Below are 24,041 nucleotides of genomic sequence, written 5' to 3' on the forward strand. Positions count from 1 at the left end.
CGCGTGATATGACCCATGGTAAACCCGTCATCGTCTGCGCAGCGCATCGGCCAAGGCCGCGCCAAATGCGCCCTGCGATGACGCGCCCTGTGGTTTGGCCTGTGCGCCGCGCGCGACCTTAGCCGCCGGTTTGTCGCCGCGCGGGGGTGTCGCCGCGCCGTCTTTGCGCATCGACAGCCCGATGCGTTTGCGCGGCACGTCAATTTCGGTCACGCGGACCTTGACCACATCGCCGGCCTTGACGATTTCGTGCGGGTCTTTGACGAAACGGTCGGCCAGTTGGCTGACATGGACCAACCCGTCCTGATGCACGCCAATATCGACAAAGGCGCCAAAAGCCGCGACATTGGTCACCGTGCCTTCCAACATCATGCCGGGGCGCAGGTCTTTGATGTCCTCGACCCCATCCGTGAAACTGGCGGTCACAAAGCCGGGGCGCGGGTCACGGCCGGGTTTTTCCAGTTCCGCCAGAATGTCGCGCACGGTGGGCAGGCCGAAATGATCATCGACGAAATCTTCGGCCCGCAGGCGTTTCAGGGCCGCGCCGTCGCCCATCAGCGCCCGCAGATCGCGCCCGCAGGCATCGACGATCCGGCGCGCCACGCCGTAAGCTTCGGGGTGAACGGCGGATGCGTCCAGCGGTTCGGCCCCGTCGCGGATGCGCAAGAACCCCGCGCATTGTTCAAAGGCGCGCGGCCCCAGCCCCGTCACCTTTTTCAGCGCCGCGCGCGAGGCAAAGGCCCCGTTCGCGTCCCGATGCGCCACAATCGCCTGCGCCAGCGACGGCCCCAGCCCGGCAACATGCGCCAGCAGAGGCGCGGATGCGGTGTTCAGGTCAACGCCGACCGCGTTCACAGCGTCTTCGACCACAGCTTCCAGTGTTTTGGCAAGCTGGCGTTGATCCACGTCATGTTGATACTGGCCCACGCCGATGGATTGCGGCGGCACCTTGACCAATTCGGCCAGAGGATCCTGCAACCGCCGCGCAATCGACACCGCCCCGCGCAGCGACACATCCAGATCGGGAAATTCGCGCGCGGCCAGTTCGGATGCGGAATAAACCGACGCGCCCGCCTCGGACACGATGACCTTGACGGGGGCTTTCGTCCCCTTGGGGATCACGCGCAGAACATCCGCGACCAGCCGTTCGGTTTCACGGCTGGCGGTGCCGTTGCCAATCGCGATCAGGTCCACATTATGCCGCGCGATCATCGCCAGCAGCGCGGCACTGGCCCCGGTCAGGTCGTTTTTCGGCTGGAACGGATACAGCGTCGCGGTGTCCAGCAATTTGCCGGTGCTGTCCACCACGGCCAGTTTGACACCCGTTCGGATGCCGGGGTCCAGCCCGATCGTGGCGCGCGGGCCAGCCGGTGCCGCCAGCAGCAAATCGCGCAGATTGCGGGCGAATACGCGGATCGCCTCATCATGGGCGCGTTTGCGAAGTTCGGTCAGCAGGTCGATATACATCGTGTTCGACAGCCGCACCCGCCAGGTCCAGCCCGCGACCTGACGCAGCCACTGATCCCCCGCGCCCTGCCCGCGCGGTCCTAACGCTTGGGTCACGATGCCTTCGGCGCGGGCGGTGCCGGTGTCGGGATCGGGGGAGATGTCGATGGTCACGATGTCTTCTTTTGCGGCGCGCAGGATGGCAAGCGCGCGATGCGACGGAATATCGGCCCATTTTTCGCGGTGATCGAAATAATCGCTGAATTTCGCGCCGTCCTGTTCCTTGCCCGCAATCACGCGGGCGGCGATGAAGGCATCGCGGCGCATGAAGTCACGCAAAGCGCCCAAAACGCCCGCATTTTCCGACAGTTCTTCGACCAGAATATCGCGCGCGCCGTCCAAGGCGTCCTTTACCGTCGCCACGTTTTCGGTGATGTATCCCGCAGCCAGCCCCGCCGGGTCCGCCGCGCCATCGGCCTGAATTGCACGCAACAGCGGTTCCAGCCCGTTTTCGCGCGCAATCATCGCGCGGGTGCGGCGCTTGGGTTTGAAGGGCAGGTAAATATCTTCCAGCGTGGCTTTCGTGTCGGCCTGCGCAATGGCGCGGGCCAGATCATCGGTCAGTTTGCCCTGTTCGGTGATGCTGGCCAAAATCGCCGCGCGCCGGGTTTCCATCTCGCGCAGATAGGTCAGCCGTTCGGCCAGCATCCGCAATTGCGTGTCGTCCAGCCCCCCCGTCACCTCTTTGCGATAACGGGCGACAAATGGCACCGTCGCGCCGCCGTCCAGCAATTCCGCGGCAGCGTTCACCTGCGCCGGGCTGGCAGAGATTTCAGAGGCGATCTGGCGGGCAATACGGGCGGCGTCCATGCGTGACCTTTCGTGCAAACGGGGCGCCGTCATAGCGCGTTATCCCGCCCGCGCCAAGCGACAAAGGGGCGCCCGGCTGGGGCGCCCCGATTTGGTTAGCAGCTGTAATACAGTGCGTATTCAATGGGATGCGGGGTGTGTTCAAAGGCATACACCTCTTCCCATTTCAGCGCGATGAAGGATTCCAGCTGATCGCGGGTAAAGACATCGCCCGCCAGCAGGAAATCCATATCCTTTTCCAGTTCCTCAAGCGCTTCGCGCAGCGAACCGCAAACGGTCGGGATTTCGGCCAGTTCTTCGGGCGGCAGATCATACAGATCCTTATCCGATGCCGGGCCGGGATCAATTTTGTTCTTGATGCCGTCCAAGCCCGCCATCAGCAGCGCCGCAAAGGCCAGATAGGGGTTGGCCGCGGGATCGGGGAAACGCGCCTCGACCCGTTTTGCCTTGGGCGATTCGGTCCACGGAATACGGACACAGCCCGAGCGGTTGCGCGCGGAATAGGCGCGCAGCACCGGCGCCTCGAACCCCGGAATCAGGCGTTTATAGCTGTTGGTGGACGGGTTGGTCAGCGCGTTCAGCGCCTTGGCATGTTTCAGGATGCCGCCGATGAACCACAGCGCCTCTTGCGACAGGTCGGCGTATTTATCGCCTGCAAACAATGGCTTGCCGTTTTTCCAGATCGACATATTAACGTGCATCCCCGACCCGTTATCGCCTTTGATCGGCTTGGGCATGAACGTCACGGTCTTGCCATAGGCGTGGGCGACGTTGTGGATGACGTATTTGTATTTCTGAATGTTGTCAGCCTGTTCGGTCAGACCGCCAAAAATCAGGCCCAGTTCGTGCTGGCCGGTCGCAACTTCGTGGTGGTGTTTGTCCACCTTCATGCCCATGCGTTTCATCGTGGACAGCATTTCGCTGCGGATGTCCTGACCGGCATCAATCGGGTTGACCGGGAAATAGCCGCCCTTCAACGGCGCGCGATGCGCCTGATTGCCCATTTCATATTCGGTATCGGTGTTCCACGCCGCGTCCGAGGCATCGACCTGATACGACACTTTTTGCGGGGTGACCGAATACCGCACATCGTCGAACATGAAAAATTCAGCTTCGGGACCAAAGAACGCCGTGTCACCGATGCCCGTGGATTTCAGATAGGCTTCGGCCTTCAGCGCGGTGCCGCGGGGGTCGCGGCTGTAGGCTTCGCCCGTGTCGGGTTCCGCGACATTGCAATGAATACACAGGGTTTTTTCGGCATAAAACGGGTCGATATAGACCGAAGCCGGGTCCAGCATCAGCTTCATGTCGGACTGGTCAATGGATTTCCAGCCGGCGATTGAACTGCCGTCGAACATAAAGCCTTCTTCGAACAGGTCTTCGTCCACCAGATCACGGTCCAGCGTCACATGCTGCAATTTCCCCTTGGGATCGGTAAAGCGCACATCGACATAGGCGATGTCCTGTTCTTCGATCATTTTTAACACGTCTGCGGCGGTCATGTCGTCCCTTTCTGCGGTCTGATTACGCGGGAATGATGGATATTTCGTTAACGTCACACGGCGTCGTCGCCGGTTTCGCCGGTGCGGATGCGGATGGCCTGTTCGACCGGCATCACAAAGATCTTGCCGTCGCCGATTTTTTCGGTGCGGGCGGCGCTGATGATGGCCTCGACGGCGGTATCGACCAGATCATCGGGCAACACCATTTCGATTTTCACTTTGGGCAGGAAATCAACGACATATTCCGCCCCGCGATACAGTTCAGTATGCCCTTTTTGACGGCCAAAGCCCTTCACCTCGGTCACGGACAGACCTTGGACGCCGACCTCTTGCAGGGCCTCTTTGACGTCGTCCAGTTTGAACGGTTTGATGATCGCCTCGATTTTTTTCATCGCGCCAACCTTTGATTAACTTGTCTGGGTTATGGGTGGCGTGATTAGTTTGCGGGGTAAACAAGGATGCGTGGGAAATGGCGGCAGATCGATGAAAAGCCGGGGTTTTGCACAAATTTTACGCAACATGCGTAAAGAATAGGCAGCGCGATGATCGACGGCACCCAAATCCTGACCTCGGCCGAAATGCGGGCCATCGAATCCGCCGCGATTGACAGCGGCACGGTCACGGCGGCGGGCTTGATGGAACGCGCGGGCGCCGCCGTTTTTGTCGAGATTGAAAAACGCTGGCCGCAGCCGGGGCGCGCCTGCGTGCTGTGCGGGCCGGGGCATAATGGCGGCGACGGTTATGTGATCGCGCGGCTTCTGGCGCGGGCGGGGTGGGACGTGATCGTGCTGGGCGTGCCGACGGTCAGCCCGGATGCGGCGGCGATGCGGGCGAAGTGGACCGGGCCGGTCGGGTCGCTGGATTATCCGACATTCTACCGAATTGGGACGTGCGACCTGTTTGTCGATGCGGTTTTTGGCACCGGCCTGACGCGCCCGCTGGACGGTGAGATTGGCGACATCATGCGTTACATCGGCGGGTCCGGCGGCGATAGCGGATATTTTGGCCCGCGTGTGGTGGCGGTCGATGGACCCAGCGGCCTGTGTCTGGACAGCGGGCGGTTGCTGGGTCAGCACCGCAGCAGCGATTATGACCCATATGTGCGGCTGACGGTGACGTTCGACAGCCCGAAACCGGGGCATCTGATCGGAATGGGGCCTGATCTCTGCGGCGAATTGGTGGTTGCCGATATTGGGCTGGAATCGTGGCGGGCCAAAACGCGGCCCAGCATCACCGCAAACTGGCCTGATTTTAACATTCCGGACACGCGGCGATATACGACGACCCCGGAAAAGCGCGCCGCGTGGTTAACAAAACATGACGAACAGGGGCATAAATACACCCATGGTCATGCGGTGATCGTGTCGGGTGGCGTGGCGCGTGGCGGTGCGGCACGATTGGCGGCGCGGGGGGCGCTGCGGATTGGCGCGGGTCTGGTGACGCTGGCCCCGCCCCGTTCGGCCCTGATGGACGCGGGCGGGCCGGATGCGCTGATGCGGCGCGGGGTGGATGATGCGGATGCCTTTGCCGAGTTGATGGCGGATGAACGGGTCAGCGCGATTTGCCTTGGCCCCGGTTGCGGGGTGGATCGCGCGGCGGCGCTGTTGCCGGTGGCCTTGGCCAGCAAACGCCCGCTGGTTCTGGATGCCGACGCGATCACCGCATGGGCGGACAGCGGCCTGCCCCTGCACGGCGATTGTGTGCTAACCCCCCATGCGGGCGAATTTGCGCGCGCCTTTCCCGATCTGGCGGAACGCTGGCAGGGACCGCCGCGGCCCGGAAAACGGACCCAAGACCCGACCCATTGGCAGGCCGCCATGGCCGCATCGCAAGCCTATCGCGACGCCATGGAACGGGAAACCGGCCCCGCCTATTCCAAACTGGACGCCGCGCGGGATGCGGCGGCGCGATGCGGGGCTGTGGTGGTTTTGAAAGGCGCTGATACGGTCATTGCAACGGGTTACCACGTTACCATCCATTCGGCCTTTGACGTGCCGTGGCTGGCGACCGCCGGGTCGGGCGACGTGTTGGCCGGGATCATCACCGGCCTGATGGCGCGCCGATTAATGCCGTCCGCCGCCGCCAAAACAGGGGTTCAAATCCACGGCGCCGCCGCGCGCCGGTTTGGCCCCGGCCTGATCGCGGATGACCTGCCCGACCAAATCCCCGGCGTCTTTCGTGATTTCAGCGCGTAATACCCTTTGCACCCGGCAAAACGGTTTGCTAAGACGCGCGACGTTGCGGGTGTGGCGAAATTGGCAGACGCACCAGATTTAGGTTCTGGCGCCGCAAGGCGTGGGGGTTCAAGTCCCTCCACCCGCACCAATCCCTTAACTGACCTCGGGCGTGACGCTGAGCGAGCCGCACAGCGACCGGAACCGGTTCATCGCCACCTCACCCATCAGCGCGCGGCCGGTTGGGGTCAGGCGCAGTTCCAGACGTTTGCCGGGTTCATAGACCAGCTCGGCGGCGTCGGCGGGGTCTTCGATCGCGAACATGGCGCCGAACCGCATGGCTTTGCCCAGAATTTCCGCATCGCGAATCTCATCCGCGGTCAGCAGGTCGAACAGGGAGGCCATGGGCGAATTGGCGCGGCTGTTGCGGTAACGATGCAGCAGCGCCAGCCCCAGAAACACCCGTTCGGGATGCGACAGCGCGGCCATATTGGCGCGGGTGACCTTATCAAACACAGCCTCGGCGCGGTAATCGGGATGCGCGCGCCATGCGGTGTCGTGCAGCAGGCAGGCCGCTTCGATCAGGCGCTGACGTTCGGGACCGGTGCCGGGGAACAGAGGCGTCAGAAACTGACACAGCTTTTTGCCAAAACCCGGCATCCGCGACATCTGCCGTTCGGTGAAACGCGCGGCTTCGATCAGCGGGTCGCGTTTGCGCAGGCTGTGCGACATATGTTCATACAGCAGCCCTTCGCGGATGCCATAGCTGGACACCGACAAAAATTGTGGCGTGAATGTTTCGACCATCTGCGCCAGAACCTGCATCGCCAGCGGGATCAGGTCCATGCGCGACGACGACACGCCGCTGCGGCTGCGCAGATCGCTGGCGTCGTTTTTGCCAATCCATTCAACCGTCTGGCGAATATCGTCGGGCGTCATGCGGTATTCGTGCAGCACCGTCATGGGATAGCCGCGCCGTTCCATATCCAGCCGAGCAAAGGCCCGCCACGACCCGCCGACCAGATAGATCTGGTCATGCTTGGTCCCCATTTCGGCGGCCAGCCCTTCAACCGTTTTGCGGATGTGTTTCTTCAGCCCGCCTTTTTCATCGGCAACCATTTGCAGCCGGAACGGTCCCAATTGCGACGTGGTGCAGCGGCCCACGCGGCCATCGGCCAGCTCCGCCAGCTCCATCGAGTTGCCGCCAATGTCGCAGACCAGACCGCGCGCCTCGGGCCAGCCCAGCAGCACGCCTTGGGCGGACAGGCGCGCCTCTTCGGGGCCGTCGATGACCCACAGCTTTAGCCCGGTTTCGCGTTCGACACGGGCCTGAAATTCGGGGCCGTCTTCGGCGTCACGAACAGCCGCCGTCGCCACGCAGGTCAGCGGTTCAATATCCATCCCGCGCGCAAGGGCCGCGAATCGCGACAGCGCCGCAAAGCCGCGTTCAACGCCTGCGGGGTTCAGCCGACCGGTGCGGGCCATATCCTGCCCCAGACCGGCCATGACCTTTTCGTTATAAAAATAGGCGGGCGACCGCGCCGCGCCGTCAAACACCACCAACCGGATCGAGTTCGACCCCACATCCACAACCCCCACGCGCGACAGGGCGCGTTTGGGCAATTTGTGGAATTTGCTGCCGAAGGCTTCGACTTTTTTGCCGGTTGTTGTTGTCAGGCCCTTCATGGCGCCCCCCATTCTTCACGCTTGCGTGTTCTGACCCAAAGCTGCCCCGCAGGTCAACCGCGCTTTATTCCGTCTGATGCGTCAGGGCCGGAACGTCGCGCGCGCCTGCGGTTCCACGGCCCGATAACGACGGGTTATCCATGAAAAAGCGGTGACAGTTGAACAGGTCATCGCGGCCTTCGGGCAGGTAACGGACGAATCGGCCATCGGGTTGCAGCAGCCAGCTTTGCGCCTCATCGGCCATGTTGGCGGCCATGATCTGGCTGACGATCTGCGCCTTAACCGTGTCGTTCACACATTCGACCAGCGTTTCGACGCGGCGGTTCAGGTTGCGGTCCATCCAATCGGCCGAGCTGATAAACACCCGCGCCTTTTTCGACGGCAGGCCGTGGCCATTGCCGAAACACACGATTCGCGAATGTTCCAGATACCGCCCGACGATGGATTTCACGCGGATATTTTCCGACAGCCCCCGGATGCCGGGGCGGATGCCGCAGATGCCGCGCACAACCAGACTGATTTTCACGCCCGCCGCACTTGCGTCATAGAGGGCGTCAATCACCTCGCCTTCGATCAGCGAATTCATTTTTGCCCAAATCTCAGCGGGGCGACCCTGACGTGCGAATTCGGCTTCGCGGCGGATCATGTCGATCAGGCTGGATTTCATATTGATCGGGCTGATCGCCAGATTTTCCAAGCCCACCGGCTGCACATAGCCCGACAGATAATTGAACACCTTGGTCGCGTCGCGGCCCAGCGCGGCGTCACAGGTGAACAGCGACAAATCAGTGTAAATCCGCGCTGTGATCGGGTGATAATTGCCCGTGCCGTAATGGGTATAAGTGACCAGATTGTCGCCTTCGCGGCGCACCACGGTGCTGATTTTGGCGTGGGTTTTGTAATTGACGAACCCGTAAACCACATGCGCGCCCGACCGTTCCAGACGGCGGGACTGGCGGATATTCGCGGCCTCATCGAACCGCGCCTTCAGTTCGACAAGCGCGGTGACGGATTTCCCCGCCTCGGCCGCTTCGCACAGGGCGTCCACGATCGGGCTGTCGCGGCTGGTGCGATACAGCGTTTGTTTGATTGCCAGAACATCGGGATCACGCGCGGCCTGATGCAGGAATCGCACAACCATATCAAAGGTTTCATAGGGGTGGTGCAGCAGCATGTCTTTTTGCCGGATCGCGGCGAACATATCGCCGTGGTGATCCTGCACCCGTTCGGGAACGCGCGGCGTAAAGGACGGCCACAACAGTTCACGGCGGCTGTCCAGCACCAGTTCTTTCAGGTCGGCGACACCCAGCAGACCTTCGACCTCGATCACCTCATCGGGGCCGACATCCAGTTCGTCCATGATGACGCTGCGCAGGCGGTCGGGGGCGCCTGCGGTGATTTTCAACCGGATCACGCTGCCACGGCGGCGGCGTTTCAGCGCGGTTTCAAATTCGCGGACCAGATCTTCGGCCTCTTCCTCGACCTCCAGGTCGCTGTCGCGCAGAACGCGGAACGCGCAATGCCCGGTGCTGCGATAGCCGGGGAACAGGCTGGACAGATGCATCAGCAGCAAATCTTCCAGCCGCAGGAAACGGTCGCCTCCGGGCAGCGCGATGAATCGGTTCAACTGCGCCGGGATCGGCAACAGCGCCTGCATTTTCTGGGCATCGCTTTCGCGCGACAGTTCCAGTGCCAGACAGAAGCCCGTATTCGGGATGAACGGGAACGGATGCGCCGGGTCGATGGCCAGAGGCGACAGGACCGGAAACACCTTGGTTTCGAAATAATCGCGCAGATATTCTTCTTCGGCGCGGGTCAGGCGCTGACGGGACAGAATGACGATCCCCGCCTGTTCCATTTCGCGGCGGATGCGGTTCCACACGGCCTGTTGCGCGCCCATCAGACGGCGCGCATCGGCGTTGATCAGCGTCAGCTGTTCATCCGGGGCCAGCCCGTCGCCGGACGGAGCGGTCACGCCTTCGCGCACCAATTCACGCAGACCCGCCACGCGGACGGTATAAAATTCATCCAGATTGGTGGCGCTGATCGACACAAAGCGCAGCCGTTCCAGCAACGGCACGCGGGGGTTGCGCGCCTCGTCCAGAACGCGCCAGTTAAAGGACAGCCACGACAATTCACGGTTAAAATAGCGCGCCCCCCCGACCGGAGGACCATCCGGCAAATCTTTGGGTTCGGGGAACGGATGTTTAAGAAAGTCAGCCTGAGTCATGGTATCCAAGAAACGCAATTACGCGCGGATCATGCCAAATTTGGTTGCAGTTTGTCCAGCAGATCGGCGGCGATACGGCGTGTGATCGGGCTTTTGTCGGCCATGGCGGCGCGGTCCATGGCCGCCACCAGACGCCGCGCCAGCCCCAGATCGCGATCCATGCGCAGCACCAGCCAGTCGATCAGCCCCGCAGGCACCGTTAACTGACGGTCGGCAAACAGTTTCACCAGAACCGCCGCCAACAGCGTTTCATCGGGCGGCAACAGGCGCATCTGCGGCATGGCGTCCATGCGCGACCGCAGATCGGGCAGCACCAGCCCCCAATCGCGCGGCGCAGTGCGCGCGGTCAGCAGCAACAGACAGTCGCGCGGTCCGCACAGATTCCACAGGTGAAACAGCGCCTGTTCCGCACCGGCGGCGTGACCGGCATGGTCGGCATCTTCGACCACCACGGCGCCGCCTTGGGTCGCCAGATGATCGGCCATATCGGGACGCAGAGACGCCGCGCTGACCCGGCGCGCGCCGTTTTCAGCGGCCCAGAACGCGGCCAGATGGGTTTTGCCCGACCCTTCGGGACCGACCAGCAGCAACCGCCCCTGCGGCCAGTCCTGCGGACGGTCCAGCATCGCCAAGGCATCCACATTCGCCGCCGCGGGCAGGAAATCGGCGCGCGCATGGGCGGGCGGCGTGGTCAGGTCCAGCGTCAGTTGACGCGATAAGGGCAAGCTCATTCCCGGCCCTGCGCGATCTCTTGGGCCGCGCGCAGATTCTGGGCGTTGCGGCGCGCGCGTTCCAGATCGCGTTCCACGGTGCCGCGCGGCACCACCTCGACCAGCAGGGGCTGCGCGGGTTCCTGGGGTTCGCCCTGCCCGGTATAGAGCGCGCTCTGCCGATACCGCGCCATCAGGAACCGCACCAACACGCCCAAAGCCGCCGCCATCGGCACCGCCAGAACCAGACCCACAAACCCAAACAGCGACCCAAAGACCGACAGCGCCAGCAACAGCCAGACCGGATGCAGCCCGACATGCGCGCCCACGATTTTGGGTTGCAGATAATTGCCTTCGACCACCTGCCCGATGGCGAAAATGACGATGACCGCGCCAATCCAGATCGGCGCGCCCCAGAAACTGAACAGCGCCACACCGATCGCCGTCGCTCCGCCAATCAGCACCCCGACATAGGGGATGAACGACAGCACCGCCGCCATGATTCCGATAAAGAACCCGAAAGGCAGCCCCACCAGCATCAGCCCGAACGCATACCATGTTCCCAAAATCAAAATGACGACCGCCTGACCGCGCAGAAACCCCGACAGCGCGTCGTCAATTTCACCCGCGATAATGCGGATGGTGGGGGCGTGTTCGCGCGGCAAATGCTGATCCACGCTGGCGATCAGCTTGTCCCAATCCAAGAGCAGATAAAACGCCACCACCGGCACGATCACCAGCAGCGCGACCGCGGACACAACGCCGCGCACCGACCCCAGCACTTTGCCCGCCAGATTGCCCGCCTGATCGCGCAGGGCCGTGGTGATGTCGGTGATGGTCTGGCTGGCCACGACCTCATCCGGCAGCAGATCGGGAAAGCGGGTTTCGACAAACAACCGCGCCTGTTCAAACATCTGCGGCGCGGTTTCGATCAGCGCCGTGGCCTGCCGCACCAGCAGCGGCACCACCAGCAGCATCGCCGCGACAAAGGCCAGCACGACCACAAACGTAATCAGCACCACGGCCATGGTGCGCGACAGGCCCAGCCGTTCCAGCCGGTCGGCCACCGGGTCCAAGAGATAAGCGATGCCCGCGCCGATGATGAACGGCAACACCGCCTGACCCAACAGCCACAGCGTCAACAGAAACGCCGCCGCCGCAACGCCCCACCACACAGCCTGTTTGCGAATGGGAATACGCATCGCTTTGCCCCTTTGATCCTTGCCCGCTTTGTGGCGACGAACGCGCCCGGTTGCAAGCGCCAAGCCTTGCCCCGCCGCGCCGCCTGCCCTAAACCAAGGGCACATTAACAAAGGCCCTGCCCCATGCGTCTGTCACGCTATTTCCTGCCCGTTCTGAAAGAAAACCCCGCCGAGGCGCAGATCGTCAGCCACCGGCTGATGCTGCGCGCGGGGATGATGAAACAGCAATCCGCCGGGATTTATTCCTGGCTGCCGCTGGGCCTTAAGGTGCTGCGCCGGATCGAACAGATCGTTCACGAAGAACAGGCCCGCGCCGGTCACATCCCCGTTCTGATGCCCACGATGCAATCGGCCGATCTGTGGCGCGAAAGCGGGCGTTATGATGACTATGGTCAGGAAATGCTGCGCATCAAGGACCGTCACGACCGCGACATGCTGTTCGGCCCCACGAACGAAGAAATGATCACCGACATCTTCCGCGCGCATGTGAACAGCTACAAAGATTTGCCGCTGACGCTGTATCAAATCCAGTGGAAATTCCGCGATGAGGTGCGCCCCCGGTTCGGCGTCATGCGTGGCCGCGAATTTCTGATGAAAGACGGCTATAACTTTGACCTGACGATGGAGGACGCGCTGCACGCCTATAACCGGCATCTGGTCAGCTATCTGCGGACCTATGAACGCATGGGGTTGCAGGCGATTCCGATGCGCGCGGATGGTGGCCCGATTGGCGGCGACTACACCCACGAATTTCTGGTTCTGGCCGAAACCGGCGAATCCGAAGTGTTCTATGACAGCGACATCACCGATCTGAAATTCGGGGATCGCGCCATTGATTACGACAACGCCGCCGAATGTCAGGCCGTGCTGGAGGAGTTCACCAGCCGCTATGCCCGGACCGATGAAACGCATGATCCGGCGCTGTTTGACCAAATCCCCGAGGAACGCCGCCGGTCGGCCCGCGGGATCGAGGTTGGCCAGATTTTCTATTTCGGCACCAAATATTCCGAATCCATGGGTGCCACCGTTGTGACCCCGGACGGGTCGCGCGTGCCGGTCCATATGGGATCGCATGGCATCGGCGTGTCCCGCCTGCTTGGCGCGATCATCGAGGCCAGCCACGACGACAAAGGCATCATCTGGCCCGAAGGTGTCACCCCCTTCCACGCCGGAATCGTCAATCTGAAACAAGGCGATGCGTCCACCGACAGCGCGTGTCAGGCGCTTTATGACGAATTGCGGGCGCGCGGTCTGGACCCGCTCTATGATGACCGCGACGAACGCGCGGGCGCGAAATTCGCGACCATGGACCTGATCGGGTTGCCGTGGCGGATCACCGTTGGCCCGCGCGGGCTGGCCAATAACATGGTGGAACTGACCAACCGCCGCACCGGCCAATCCGACGAAATGTCGCCGACGGATGCCGTGGAACGTCTGGTGCAGATTTATCAGCCGGTTCTGGACGCGGGCAGATAACGCGCCTTTTGGCATGAACACTGAAACGCCGCAGGGGGGATTCCTGCGGCGTTTTTGATGGTCTGGCCGTCAAATTGCCGAAACTGCATAAATATTGCTGCAAATCTGACCTAAAACTTGGCAGATTCTTGCCGATTAAATGCTTCCCATTTGGGAATCAAACTTTTACCTTAGGGAACAGGACCAGGGTCCAATTGGGAGTGTAAATAATGAAAAAACTGCTTCTCGCGTCCGCAGTGGGCGCGCTGATGGCGGGTGCCGCCGGCGCCGAAGAAATCAAAATCGGTATCTCGCTGGGCTTTACCGGCCCGCTGGAATCCATGTCGCCGGCCATGGCGCAGGGTGCCGAACTGGCCATGAAAGAGGTCAGCGATTCGGGCCTGCTGCTGGGTGGCGCAACGATCACGCCGATCCGTGGCGATTCGACCTGTATTGACGCCGCCGCAGCGACCGCGACCGTCGAACGCCTGATCACCGCTGAACATGTCAAAGGCATCATCGGCGGCATGTGTTCGGGTGAAACCATTGCCTCGCTGGAAAACGTGGCCAAGGCGAACGGCGTTGTCATGATCTCGGCCTCGGCGACCGCACCGGCGCTGACCACGATCGAAGATGACGGCCTGTTCTTCCGCACCGCGCCGTCGGATGCCCGTCAGGGCGAAGTGATGGCCGACATCGTATCCGAAAACGGCATCACATCGGTGGCCATTTCCTATACCAACAACGATTATGGCAAAGGTCTGGCCGACAGCTTTGCCGAAGCGTTCCGCGCCAAGGGCGGCACCGTCACCACCAACAGCCCGCATGACGACGGCAAAGCCGACTATTCGGCCGAAGTCGCGGCTCTGGCCGCTGCGGGTGGTGACGCATTGGTCGTTGCCGGTTACGTCGATCAGGGCGGCTCGGGCATTGTGCGCGGCGCATTGGACACCGGCGCGTTTGAAACCTTTGTGTTCCCCGACGGCATGGTCGGGCAGCAGCTGGTTGACAATTTCGGCAGCGAAATCGACGGCAGCTTTGGCCAGAACCCGGCTGGCGAAGGTGACGGCAACGCCCGTTACGTCGAAATCGCGCAGGCCGCAGGCTTTGACGGCACCGGCGCATTCTCGGGCGAGGCATATGACGCCGCCGCTCTGATGCTGCTGGCCATGGCAAAAGCGGGGTCCAGCGACCCGGCGCAATACAAAAACTTTGTCATGGATGTGGCCAACGAACCCGGCGAAGTGATTCTGCCCGGCGAACTGGCCAAGGCTTTGGAAATCATCAATGCCGGTGGCGATGTTGACTATGCCGGCGCAACCAACGTCACCATGGTTGATCCCGGTGAATCGGCTGGCACCTTCCGCCACGTCAAATTCGACGGCGGCCAGATGGAGGTCGTCGGCTATCGCTGATCCGACCTGACACGACCCGCCCGGCGCCCCACGGCGCCGGGTTTTGTGTAACAATAACAACCGCTTTGCGGCCATACTTCACCCGAATTGTGAAGACAGGGATGACACAAAAATGATTAAGGTCGAAAACCTTCACCGGCATTTCGGCGGATTTCGCGCTGTTGACGGTGCCAGCCTGACGATCGAGAAAGGCTCGATCACCGGGCTGATCGGTCCCAACGGCGCCGGGAAATCAACGCTGTTCAACGTGATTGCGGGCGTTTTGCCGCCCACTTCGGGCAAGGTCACGATGGACGGCGAAGACATCACCGGCCTGCCCCCGCACGAATTATTCCACAAAGGATTGCTGCGCACATTCCAGTTGGCGCATGAATTTTCATCCATGACTGTGCGCGAAAACCTGATGATGGTTCCCGGCGGTCAGTCCGGCGAAACCATCTGGAAAACATGGTTCCAGCGTGGCCGCATCGACCGGGAAGAGGCCGAACTGCGCCGCAAAGCCGACGAGGTTCTGGATTTCCTGACCATCAGCCATGTGGCCGATGAAAAGGCCGGAAACCTGTCCGGCGGCCAGAAAAAGCTGCTGGAACTGGGCCGCACGATGATGGTTGACGCCAAAATCGTGTTCCTGGACGAAGTCGGCGCGGGCGTGAACCGCACGCTTTTGATGACCATTGCCGACGCGATCATCCGCCTGAACAAGGAACGCGGTTACACCTTCTGCGTCATCGAACATGACATGGATTTCATCGGCAAGCTGTGTGACCCGGTGATCGTGATGGCCGCTGGCAAAAAACTGGCCCAGGGCAGCGCCGCCGACATCATGCAGAACGAAGACGTGATCGAGGCTTACTTGGGCACCGGCCTGAAAAACAAAGACATGGTAGGCGCATGAGCGATATTAACAACACATTCGGCAATCGCGGCAATCGCGATGCGTCGATCGTCAACCCAAAAGGGATGGGGACGATTGACGGCGAACGCCGCAGCGGTCCGGTGGGTCCGGGCCATGCGGGCGATCCGTTCCTGATCGGGGAAAACATGACCGGCGGTTACGGCTCTGGCCCCGATATTCTGCACAATTGCACGATTTCCGTGGAAAAGGGCGAAATTGCCGTGATCGTCGGGCCGAATGGCGCGGGTAAATCCACGGCGATGAAGGCGATTTTCGGGATGCTGAATCTGCGTCAGGGCAGTGTCCGCCTGAACGGGCGCGACATTTCCGCCCTGAACCCGCAGGACCGGGTTAAGGCGGGCATGGGCTTTGTCCCGCAGGTCAACAACATCTTCCCGACCATGACGGTCGAAGAAAATCTGGAAATGGGTGCGTTCATCCGCGACGACGATTATCGCCAGACGATTGAACAGGTCTATACCCTGTTCCCGGCGGTTGCGGCGAAACGCAAACAGGCGGCGGGCGAATTGTCCGGCGGTCAGCGTCAGCAGGTGGCCGTGGGCCGTGCGCTGATGACGCAGCCGCAATTGCTGATGCTGGACGAACCGACCGCGGGCGTCAGCCCCATCGTGATGGACGAACTGTTTGACCGCATCATCGAGGTGGCGCGCACCGGCCTGCCCATCCTGATGGTGGAACAAAACGCGCGTCAGGCCATGGCGATCGCGGACAAAGCCTATGTTCTGGTGCAGGGCGCAAACGCGCATACCGGCACCGGCGCGGAACTGATGGCCAATGATGAGGTGCGCCGCACCTTCCTGGGGGGCTGATTTATGGATATTCTTAACGCCCTTGTGGTTTTTCTGAACTTTGTGTTCATTCCGGCCGCCGCTTATGGCGCGCAGCTGGCATTGGGTGCGCTTGGCGTGACCTTGGTTTACGGCATTTTGCGGTTTTCCAACTTTGCCCATGGCGACACGATGGCCTTTGGCACCGCCGTGGTGGTGATGCTGACATGGCTGTTCCAAAGCTGGGGGATCAGCATTTCGCCGCTGCCGACCGCGCTGCTGGCGCTGCCCTTGGCGATTGCGGCCACGTCGCTGTTGGTGCTGGCCACGGATCGCGGCGTGTATCGGTTCTATCGCCGGCAAAAGGCCGCGCCGATTATTCTGGTGATGGCCTCGGTCGGCGTGATGTTCGTGATGAACGGCCTGACCCGTGTGTTGATCGGCGTGGACGAACACCGTTTCGACGATGGCGGGCGGTTTATCGTGACCGTGCGTGAATTCCGGGAAATGACCGGCCTGACCGAAGGCTTGGCGTTGCGCAGCACGCAGGCGCTGACCGTGATTGTCGCGTTCGTCGTGATGGCGCTGCTGTTTTGGTTCCTGAACCGCACCAAATCGGGCAAGGCGATGCGCGCCTATTCCGATAACGAAGATCTGGCGCTGCTGTCGGGCATCGAACCTGAAAAGGTCGTGCGCATGACCTGGATCATCGCCGCCGCTTTGGCGACGATTGCCGGGACGCTGTATGGTCTGGATAAATCGTTCAAGGCGTTCAATTATTTTCAAATCCTGCTGCCGATCTTTGCGGCGGCGATTGTGGGCGGCCTTGGCAACCCGCTGGGCGCGATTGCGGGCGGTTTTCTGGTCGCCTTTTCCGAAGTCGCCGTCACCTATCCGTGGGTGCGCGTCGTCGGCTATCTGGCGCCGTGGTATGAACCGGGCAGCCTGCTGCAACTGTTGGGGACGGAATACAAATTCGCCGTCAGCTTTGTGATCTTGATCGTGGTTCTGCTGTTCCGCCCGACCGGGCTGTTCCGCGGCAAATCGGTGTAAGGGGGGTAATATGGCAAGCAATCGTCAAGCCGCTGCCGCAAATCCGTGGCGCGCACCGATTATCTTTGCAATTCTGGCCGTGCTGTTCGTGCTGGAAGGAACGGTTCGCAATTCGATGTTTTCCGGGTCGTGGAACACGTCGCTGGCGATCCTGAATATGGGGCTGATTTCGGCCATCACCGCCTTGGGCGTCAACATGCAGTGGGGCTATGCCGGGCTGTTCAATGTGGGCGTTGTGGGCTTTCTGGCGATTGGCGGGCTGGCTCCGGTTCTGGTGTCGCTGCCCCCGGTCGAAGGGGCGTGGGACGCGGGCGGGCCGCGTTTGCTGGCATCGCTGGGCATTGGTCTGGGAACGCTGGCACTGGCCAAAGTCGTCTGGGGGCGGCTGCGCAATGGCTGGGCCGTCGCGGGCATCCTGATTGTCGGATGGTTCGTGGCCCGCTGGCTGTTCACCCCCGCCACCGACGCGATCGAGGCGATCAACCCGTCCCGTTTCGGCAATATCGGCGGTCTGGGTATGCCGGTTCTGCTGTCGTGGATCGTGGGTGGCATGTTCGCCGCCGCCGCCGCTTGGGCGATTGGTAAAGTCGCTTTGGGGCTGCGGTCGGATTATCTGGCCATTGCGACGCTGGGGATTGGCGAAATCATCGTCGCCGTCATGCGCAACGAAGAATGGCTGGCGCGCGGCGTGAAAAACGTCACGTCGATCCCGCGCCCGGTCGCCTATGAAATCGAATTGCAGCGCAACCCCGAATTCGTCGATTTCGCGCAAAGCTGGGGCTTCAGCGCCGCCGAGGCGTCGGGCATCTGGGTGAAACTGTCCTATATGTCGATGTTCCTTGTGGTGCTGCTGGTGATCATCTTGCTGGCGGAACTGGCGCTGAAATCGCCTTGGGGGCGGATGATGCGCGCGATTCGCGACAACGAAACCGCGGCCGAGGCCATGGGCAAAGACGTCACCGCCCGCCATCTGCAAATCTTTGTCATTGGGTCCGCCGTGATCGGCATGGCGGGCGCGATGATGGTGACGCTGGACGGGTTGCTGGCGCCGACGGGGTATAACCCGCTGCGTTACACCTTTTTGATCTGGGTGATGGTGATTGTCGGCGGGTCGGGCAACAACTGGGGCGCGGTCATGTGCGCGGTCCTGATCTGGTTCCTGTGGATCAAGGCCGAGGTCTGGGGTCCGGTCGGCATGCAGATGCTGACCGCGATCATGCCCGATGGCAGCGTCAAAAGCCAGTTGCTGTCCAGTGCGCCGCATATGCGATTTATCGCCATGGGAACGGTGCTGTTGTTGGTGTTGCGGTTCTCTCCGCGCGGGTTGGTCCCCGAGAAATAAAACAAAGGGGCGCGGTCAACCCGCGCCCTTTTCGTTTCAGCGGCAGTTATTGCCCAAAACGACACTGTGCCAGACGCGCCCATCGCGCCCCCGCGCCGTGCCGCCGCCGATGTCATAGCTGAGCTGACCCAGCACCTGTTCGCGCGTGGCAGCGCGCCCCATCCATCCGGCAACCACACCGGACGGCGCGCCCCCCACGGCCACCAATTGCACGACGCCACAGGCCGGGTAATTCACCGCCCGCGCCCGGTCCACGACGCTGGACCCGTTCGACCCGGCGACATCTGCGCGCCCCCGCTGCGCCATATCGCAGGCATGGGATTGCGCGATACGGTCCAATGTATCGCTGCGCGTCAGGACGGTTTTTCCATCCGCGCGCCGCACGGCGTTGACCGCATCCGACAGCGCCGCCCCCTGCCCCGGATCCCCCACACATTCCGCGGCCAAGGCCTGTTCGGCAGGCGGTTCCGGGGTTGCCCCGGTCATCACGGGCGCGTCACAGGCCGCCAGCACGGACAGGCTGGCGATCACGGCAAAACGGGGCAGAGGCATGGCAAATCCTTTCGGTGTTTATCCCGAACGCCGTCCTGCGATAACGGTTCCGTGCGCGGCACCCCTTGCATGGCGCGCGGGCCGTGCTAAACGGAATTATGACCCAGCATCAGCGCCTTCTTATCATCGACTTTGGTTCTCAGGTGACGCAGCTTATTGCGCGCCGTCTGCGTGAACTGAACGTCTATTGCGAAATCCATCCGTTCAACAGCCTGACCGATGACAGCCTGCGCGCGCTTGCGCCTCAGGCGATTATCCTGTCGGGCGGACCGGCCAGCGTCACCGACGACAACAGCCCCCGCGCTCCGCAGGCGGTGTTTGAACTGGGCGTGCCGGTCTTTGGCATTTGCTATGGCCAGCAGGTCATGATGACCCAACTGGGCGGCGCGGTCGAGGCCGGGCATCACGCCGAATATGGCCGCGCCTTTATCACCCCCGCCGAAGGGCATCAGCGCGACGGCATCTTTACCGGCCTGTTTGCCGCCGACCGCGAAGAGGTGTGGATGAGCCATGGCGACCGCGTGACCGCGCTTGCCCCCGGTTTTCAGGTCATCGGCACGTCGCCGAACGCGCCCTTTGCCATGGTCGCGGACGAATCGCGCCGCTTCTATGCCGTGCAATTCCACCCCGAGGTGCATCACACCCCGAACGGTCGGAAAATGCTGGAAAACTTTGTGCGCATGGCGGGCTTTACCGGCGATTGGACCATGGCCGGTTACCGGGCCGAGGCGGTGCGCAAAATCCGCGAACAGGTGGGCGACCGCCGCGTGATCTGTGGCCTGTCGGGCGGGGTTGATTCGTCCGTCGCCGCCGTGCTGATCCACGAAGCGATTGGCGATCAACTGACCTGCGTGTTCGTGGATCACGGCCTGCTGCGTCAGAACGAAGCGGATGAGGTCGTGACCATGTTCCGCGACCATTACAACATCCCGCTGATCCACGCCGATGAAAGCGACCTGTTCCTGGGCGAATTGGAAGGCATTTCCGACCCCGAGGTGAAACGCAAAACCATCGGCCGCCTGTTCATCGACGTGTTCCAACGGGAAGCCTCGAAAATCGAGGGCGCGGAATTTCTGGCCCAAGGCACGCTGTATCCTGACGTGATCGAATCGGTCAGCTTCAGCGGCGGGCCGTCAGTCACGATCAAATCGCACCACAATGTCGGCGGTCTGCCCGAAAAGATGGGGCTGAAGCTGGTCGAACCCCTGCGCGAATTGTTCAAGGACGAAGTGCGCGCCTTGGGTCGCGAATTGGGATTGCCCGCCACCTTTATCGGGCGCCACCCCTTCCCCGGTCCCGGTCTGGCGATCCGCTGCCCCGGCGAAATCACGCGCGACAAACTGGACATTCTGCGCAAAGCCGACGCCGTGTTCATCGACCAGATCCGCAAACACGGGCTGTATGATGACATCTGGCAGGCATTCGTGGCGATCCTGCCAGTCCGCACGGTGGGCGTGATGGGCGACGGGCGCACCTATGATTACGCCTGTGCGCTGCGCGCGGTGACCAGCGTTGACGGCATGACGGCGGATTATTACCCCTTCAGCCACGAATTTTTGGGCGAAACCGCGACCCGCATCATTAATGAGGTCAAGGGCATCAACCGCTGCACCTATGACATCACCAGCAAACCGCCGGGAACGATTGAATGGGAATGATGGTCAGGCGCGCCTGATCCGCAGCTTGCATTGGGGGACATCATGCGCCTGCACCTGACCGCCGCCTGTATCGCAATCCCGGCCTGCACCTTGGCCGGGGATGTCACGACCTTTCAGGGGCGCTGCCATATGGACGGCTGTTGGTGGGTGGAACAATCCAGCCCCACCGAATTGCGCAACGTGACGGATGGCATCGCGGGGCGTCTGGTTGAGGTCACGCAGCGCGTCGCCGAAAGCCAGCATCCCGGCGCGGATTACCCCGACCAGCCGCCCGCCGATGTGGTCTGGTCCGACCCCGCGCAAACGCAGTTTTTCTGTTCGACCGCCCGGCCAGCCTTGGACAATGGCGACGGCAGTTGGACCACTCTGCCCCTGCCCGGCACCTTTGGCGCGACCGAAGGCGCAACGCGCATGTATCTGCACGCCTGCCATCCGGGCGTGACCGATCCCTATGCCATCCCGCCGGAGCTGGGCTATCAGCCGCACAACCCGGATGAACAGACGGATTACACCAGCTTTGACAGGTTGATCACACCATGACCGGATGTTCCTGCGGCCACCACCATCCGCACCACCATCACGATGATGACACGGGCGTTCCTGCGCCACTGACCCGCCCGATGGTGGGGCTGTCGGGGCGGCTGATCTGCGCCAATACGGCGGAATTGATGATTGCCATGGCCCTGCTGCCCGCGCATATCACCGCCAGTCGCGCCGAACCCGGCTGCCTGCGCTTCGATCTGTGGCAGGATGACGACCCCCATATCTGGCACCTGCGCGAAGTCTTTACCGACGACGCCGCCTTCGCCGCGCATCAGACCCGCACGGCCGCCAGCGAATGGGGCCAGGCCAGCACCGCGATACGCCGCGATTTCGACCGCCGCGCGATGAACCCCCTGATCCGCGCGGAAACCGCCGCCGATCATGACGCCATCGACGCGCTGCTGAACGCGGCCTTCGACACCGAAACCGAATCCGCATTGGTCCGCAATCTGCGCGCGGATGGCGATTTGCCCGTGTCGCTGATCGCCCATGCGGACGGCGTGGCGATTGGCCACGCCGCCCTGTCGCCATTGACGGCAGAACGCCCGGCCTTCGCCTTGGCCCCCGTCGCCGTTCATCCGGCAATGCAAACACGCGGCTTAGGCCTCGCCCTGACGCGCGCCGCGATCGCCGCCGCGAATGGCGCGCCGGTCGTCGTGCTGGGCGACCCGGCCTATTACGCCCGCGCCGGATTCCAACCGGCCGATCTGCAATCCCCCTATACCGGGGACGCGCTGCAAATCTATGGTGACTTACCCAAAGGCAGCGCCATCACCCACGCCCCGGCCTTTGCACGCCTCTGACCGCTTTCATCTTGGCGCAAATATCCTGCGGGGGGAATCGCGGAACGCGATGGGGGGCGCAAAGCCCCCCAGCACCCTCACAATTGCCAGGCCGGTTTGCGTTTTTCAAAAAACGCCGCGATGCCCTCGGGGGCCTCAGAGCCTTCCCAGACGGCGACCAGCCGGTCGATGCTTTCTTCGATCACGCGGTCGTCGATGACGGGGCCAAGCGCGCGGCATTGCGCCTTGGCGGCGGCGACCGCACCGGGGGCGGCCAGCAAGAAGGGCGCGATTTCCGCCTCAATCGCCGCATCCAGATCGTCGGGGGCCACGCTGCGGGTGACCAGATTCAGGGCCACAGCCTCATCCGTGCCGAACAGGCGCGCGGAAAAGAACACGCGCCGCGCCTTATCTTCACCCATACGCGCCATGACATAGGGGCCGATGGTGGCCGGGATCAGGCCCAGTTTCACCTCGGTTAAACCAAATTTCGCCGCATCCGAGGCGATCACGATGTCCGACACCGACATCATCCCCACTCCGCCGCCAAAGGCGTTGCCATGCACCCGCGCAATCACCGGTTTCGGCAGCAGGTTCAGCGCCGACAGCATATGCGCCAGCAATCGCGCGCCCGAACGCCGCGTTTCCGCATCCGCGCCCATTTGGTCGCGCATCCAGCCCAGATCGCCGCCCGCGCAGAAACTGGCGCCTTCGCCCGCCAGCACCACGACCCGAACCGCCGGGTCCGCGCCCAGATCGGCGGCGGCTTGGGTCAGTTCCTGCATCATCTGTTGCGACAATGCGTTATGTTTGTCGGCGCGCGTCAGCCACAGCGTTGCGACTCCGCGTTCGTCGGTGTCAATTCGGATTGTTTCAAACATCTTTTCCCCCTCGCAGCGACTGCGCGAATGCGGCCGCCTGTTCGATGATGGCCATATCCAGACCATGTTCATATCCCGCCGCCGCCAGATGGGCCGCGACCTTTTCCGTGGCGACGTTGCCCGCCGCGCCGGGGGCATAGGGGCAACCGCCCAAGCCCCCAACCGCCGCGTCAAAGACCCGGATTCCACGCCGCAAACTGGCGTCGATATTGTCCAAAGCGCGGCCCGCCGTGTCGTGGTAATGGCCTGCCAGTTTGTCGGCTGGCACTTCGTCCAGCACGGCGGCCAGCATGGCGTCGATGGTTTCGGGGCGGCCCTGCCCGATGGTGTCGCCAAGGCTGATTTCATAGCAGCCCATATCGCGCAGCGCGGCGGCGACGCGGGCGACGTTTTCGGGCGGCGTCGGGCCGTCGAAGGGGCAATCCGTCACCACCGAGACATAGCCGCGCACCCGGATTCCGTCGGACTTGGCCGCCTGCGCCACCGGGGCAAACCGTTCCAGGCTTTCGGCGATGGTGGCGTTGAGGTTGGCCCTGGAGAACCCCTCGGATGCGCTGGCGAAGATGGCCACCTCGTCGGCGCGGGCGGCGCGGGCGGCGTCATAGCCCTTGGTGTTCGGGGTCAGCACCGCATAGCTGACGCCGGGGGCGCGGGTGATGCCCGCCATCACCTGCGCCGCGTCGGCCATCTGCGGCACCCATTTCGGGCTGACAAAGCTGGTGACTTCGATGCGCCGGAACCCCGCCTGTGACAGCAGGTCCACCAGCGCGATCTTGTCTGCCGCCGGGATCAGCCGCTTTTCGTTTTGCAGCCCGTCGCGCGGACCCATTTCAAAGATTTCAACATGGTTCATCGCC

General features: G+C 62.4%; 20 protein-coding genes and 1 tRNA gene. 11 read left to right on the forward strand and 10 right to left on the reverse strand.

The window, feature by feature from the left end; genetic code table 11:
* Window positions 1-27: 27 nt before the first annotated feature.
* The 3 genes from Q4G20_RS00630 to Q4G20_RS00640 form a co-directional block, all read right to left on the reverse strand.
* On the reverse strand, window positions 28-2,316 hold the full coding sequence (locus tag Q4G20_RS00630; protein ID WP_303341101.1) for a Tex family protein: 2,289 nt from the start codon (window positions 2,314-2,316) through the stop codon (window positions 28-30).
* Between the two features lie 95 nt (window positions 2,317-2,411).
* Window positions 2,412-3,818 (reverse strand): type I glutamate--ammonia ligase, encoded by a 1,407-nt coding sequence (gene glnA, locus Q4G20_RS00635; protein ID WP_303341102.1) that lies wholly within the window; start codon window positions 3,816-3,818, stop codon window positions 2,412-2,414.
* Between the two features lie 53 nt (window positions 3,819-3,871).
* Complete coding sequence (locus Q4G20_RS00640; protein ID WP_303341104.1) at window positions 3,872-4,210, reverse strand: P-II family nitrogen regulator; 339 nt, start codon at window positions 4,208-4,210, stop codon at window positions 3,872-3,874.
* Between the two features lie 150 nt (window positions 4,211-4,360).
* Here Q4G20_RS00640 and Q4G20_RS00645 point away from each other — a divergent pair, with 150 nt between their 5' ends.
* The gene (locus Q4G20_RS00645) at window positions 4,361-6,013 is read left to right on the forward strand and encodes an NAD(P)H-hydrate epimerase (protein WP_303341105.1); all 1,653 of its coding nucleotides are present in this window, start codon (window positions 4,361-4,363) and stop codon (window positions 6,011-6,013) included.
* Window positions 6,014-6,058: 45 nt separating this feature from the next.
* A tRNA-Leu gene (locus Q4G20_RS00650) sits at window positions 6,059-6,143 on the forward strand.
* A gap of 5 nt (window positions 6,144-6,148) precedes the next feature.
* Here Q4G20_RS00650 and Q4G20_RS00655 read toward each other — a convergent pair.
* The 4 genes from Q4G20_RS00655 to Q4G20_RS00670 form a co-directional block, all read right to left on the reverse strand.
* The gene (locus tag Q4G20_RS00655; protein WP_303341107.1) at window positions 6,149-7,678 is read right to left on the reverse strand and encodes a Ppx/GppA family phosphatase; all 1,530 of its coding nucleotides are present in this window, start codon (window positions 7,676-7,678) and stop codon (window positions 6,149-6,151) included.
* 64 nt (window positions 7,679-7,742) lie between these two features.
* Window positions 7,743-9,908: an RNA degradosome polyphosphate kinase gene (locus Q4G20_RS00660; RefSeq protein ID WP_303341109.1), complete on the reverse strand. Its 2,166-nt coding sequence runs from the start codon at window positions 9,906-9,908 to the stop codon at window positions 7,743-7,745.
* A gap of 29 nt (window positions 9,909-9,937) precedes the next feature.
* A complete protein-coding gene (locus Q4G20_RS00665) occupies window positions 9,938-10,639 on the reverse strand; it encodes a chromosomal replication initiator DnaA (RefSeq protein WP_303341110.1) in 702 nt (233 codons plus the stop codon).
* On the reverse strand, window positions 10,636-11,820 hold the full coding sequence (locus tag Q4G20_RS00670; protein ID WP_303341111.1) for an AI-2E family transporter: 1,185 nt from the start codon (window positions 11,818-11,820) through the stop codon (window positions 10,636-10,638). Before Q4G20_RS00670 ends, Q4G20_RS00665 begins: the two co-directional genes overlap by 4 nt.
* Window positions 11,821-11,943: 123 nt before the next feature.
* Here Q4G20_RS00670 and proS point away from each other — a divergent pair, with 123 nt between their 5' ends.
* The 6 genes from proS (at window position 11,944) to Q4G20_RS00700 (ending at window position 18,768) form a co-directional block, all read left to right on the forward strand.
* Complete coding sequence (gene proS, locus Q4G20_RS00675; RefSeq protein ID WP_303341112.1) at window positions 11,944-13,296, forward strand: proline--tRNA ligase; 1,353 nt, start codon at window positions 11,944-11,946, stop codon at window positions 13,294-13,296.
* Between the two features lie 209 nt (window positions 13,297-13,505).
* Window positions 13,506-14,690, forward strand: a complete 1,185-nt coding sequence (locus tag Q4G20_RS00680) for an ABC transporter substrate-binding protein (RefSeq protein WP_303341113.1) — start codon at window positions 13,506-13,508, stop codon at window positions 14,688-14,690.
* A 112-nt stretch (window positions 14,691-14,802) separates the two neighbouring features.
* Entirely contained in the window at window positions 14,803-15,585 is a 783-nt protein-coding gene (locus tag Q4G20_RS00685) for an ABC transporter ATP-binding protein (RefSeq protein WP_303341116.1), read from the forward strand.
* Window positions 15,582-16,415 carry an ABC transporter ATP-binding protein gene (locus Q4G20_RS00690; RefSeq protein WP_303341118.1) on the forward strand — a complete coding sequence of 278 codons (834 nt, stop codon included), beginning with the start codon at window positions 15,582-15,584 and terminating at the stop codon, window positions 16,413-16,415. The genes Q4G20_RS00685 and Q4G20_RS00690 overlap by 4 nt, the downstream gene beginning before the upstream one ends.
* A 3-nt stretch (window positions 16,416-16,418) precedes the next feature.
* Window positions 16,419-17,426 carry a branched-chain amino acid ABC transporter permease gene (locus Q4G20_RS00695; protein WP_303341122.1) on the forward strand — a complete coding sequence of 336 codons (1,008 nt, stop codon included), beginning with the start codon at window positions 16,419-16,421 and terminating at the stop codon, window positions 17,424-17,426.
* A gap of 10 nt (window positions 17,427-17,436) precedes the next feature.
* On the forward strand, window positions 17,437-18,768 hold the full coding sequence (locus tag Q4G20_RS00700) for a branched-chain amino acid ABC transporter permease (RefSeq protein ID WP_303341124.1): 1,332 nt from the start codon (window positions 17,437-17,439) through the stop codon (window positions 18,766-18,768).
* A 36-nt stretch (window positions 18,769-18,804) separates the two neighbouring features.
* Here the strand turns inward: Q4G20_RS00700 and Q4G20_RS00705 are convergent, their stop codons facing one another.
* Window positions 18,805-19,320 carry a CAP domain-containing protein gene (locus Q4G20_RS00705; protein ID WP_303341126.1) on the reverse strand — a complete coding sequence of 172 codons (516 nt, stop codon included), beginning with the start codon at window positions 19,318-19,320 and terminating at the stop codon, window positions 18,805-18,807.
* A gap of 98 nt (window positions 19,321-19,418) precedes the next feature.
* Between Q4G20_RS00705 and guaA the strand changes: the two genes are divergently transcribed.
* Genes guaA through Q4G20_RS00720 form a run of 3 tightly spaced genes read left to right on the forward strand, consistent with a single transcriptional unit; the run spans window position 19,419 to window position 22,324 of the window.
* The gene (guaA, locus tag Q4G20_RS00710; RefSeq protein WP_303341127.1) at window positions 19,419-20,978 is read left to right on the forward strand and encodes a glutamine-hydrolyzing GMP synthase; all 1,560 of its coding nucleotides are present in this window, start codon (window positions 19,419-19,421) and stop codon (window positions 20,976-20,978) included.
* Window positions 20,979-21,020: 42 nt separating this feature from the next.
* Window positions 21,021-21,518, forward strand: a complete 498-nt coding sequence (locus Q4G20_RS00715; RefSeq protein ID WP_303341129.1) for a hypothetical protein — start codon at window positions 21,021-21,023, stop codon at window positions 21,516-21,518.
* Window positions 21,515-22,324, forward strand: coding sequence for a GNAT family N-acetyltransferase (locus Q4G20_RS00720; protein ID WP_303341131.1), 810 nt, complete (start codon window positions 21,515-21,517; stop codon window positions 22,322-22,324). Before Q4G20_RS00715 ends, Q4G20_RS00720 begins: the two co-directional genes overlap by 4 nt.
* A 77-nt stretch (window positions 22,325-22,401) precedes the next feature.
* On the opposite strand, the gene Q4G20_RS00725 is transcribed toward Q4G20_RS00720, so the two are convergent.
* Together Q4G20_RS00725 and Q4G20_RS00730 are read right to left on the reverse strand one after the other, a co-directional pair.
* Entirely contained in the window at window positions 22,402-23,184 is a 783-nt protein-coding gene (locus tag Q4G20_RS00725) for a crotonase/enoyl-CoA hydratase family protein (RefSeq protein WP_303341133.1), read from the reverse strand.
* The gene (locus Q4G20_RS00730; protein ID WP_303341134.1) at window positions 23,177-24,037 is read right to left on the reverse strand and encodes a hydroxymethylglutaryl-CoA lyase; all 861 of its coding nucleotides are present in this window, start codon (window positions 24,035-24,037) and stop codon (window positions 23,177-23,179) included. Before Q4G20_RS00730 ends, Q4G20_RS00725 begins: the two co-directional genes overlap by 8 nt.
* Between the last annotated feature and the right edge of the window lie 4 nt (window positions 24,038-24,041).

Source organism: Paracoccus sp. (in: a-proteobacteria) (genome assembly GCF_030538495.1).
Lineage (GTDB): Bacteria > Pseudomonadota > Alphaproteobacteria > Rhodobacterales > Rhodobacteraceae > Paracoccus.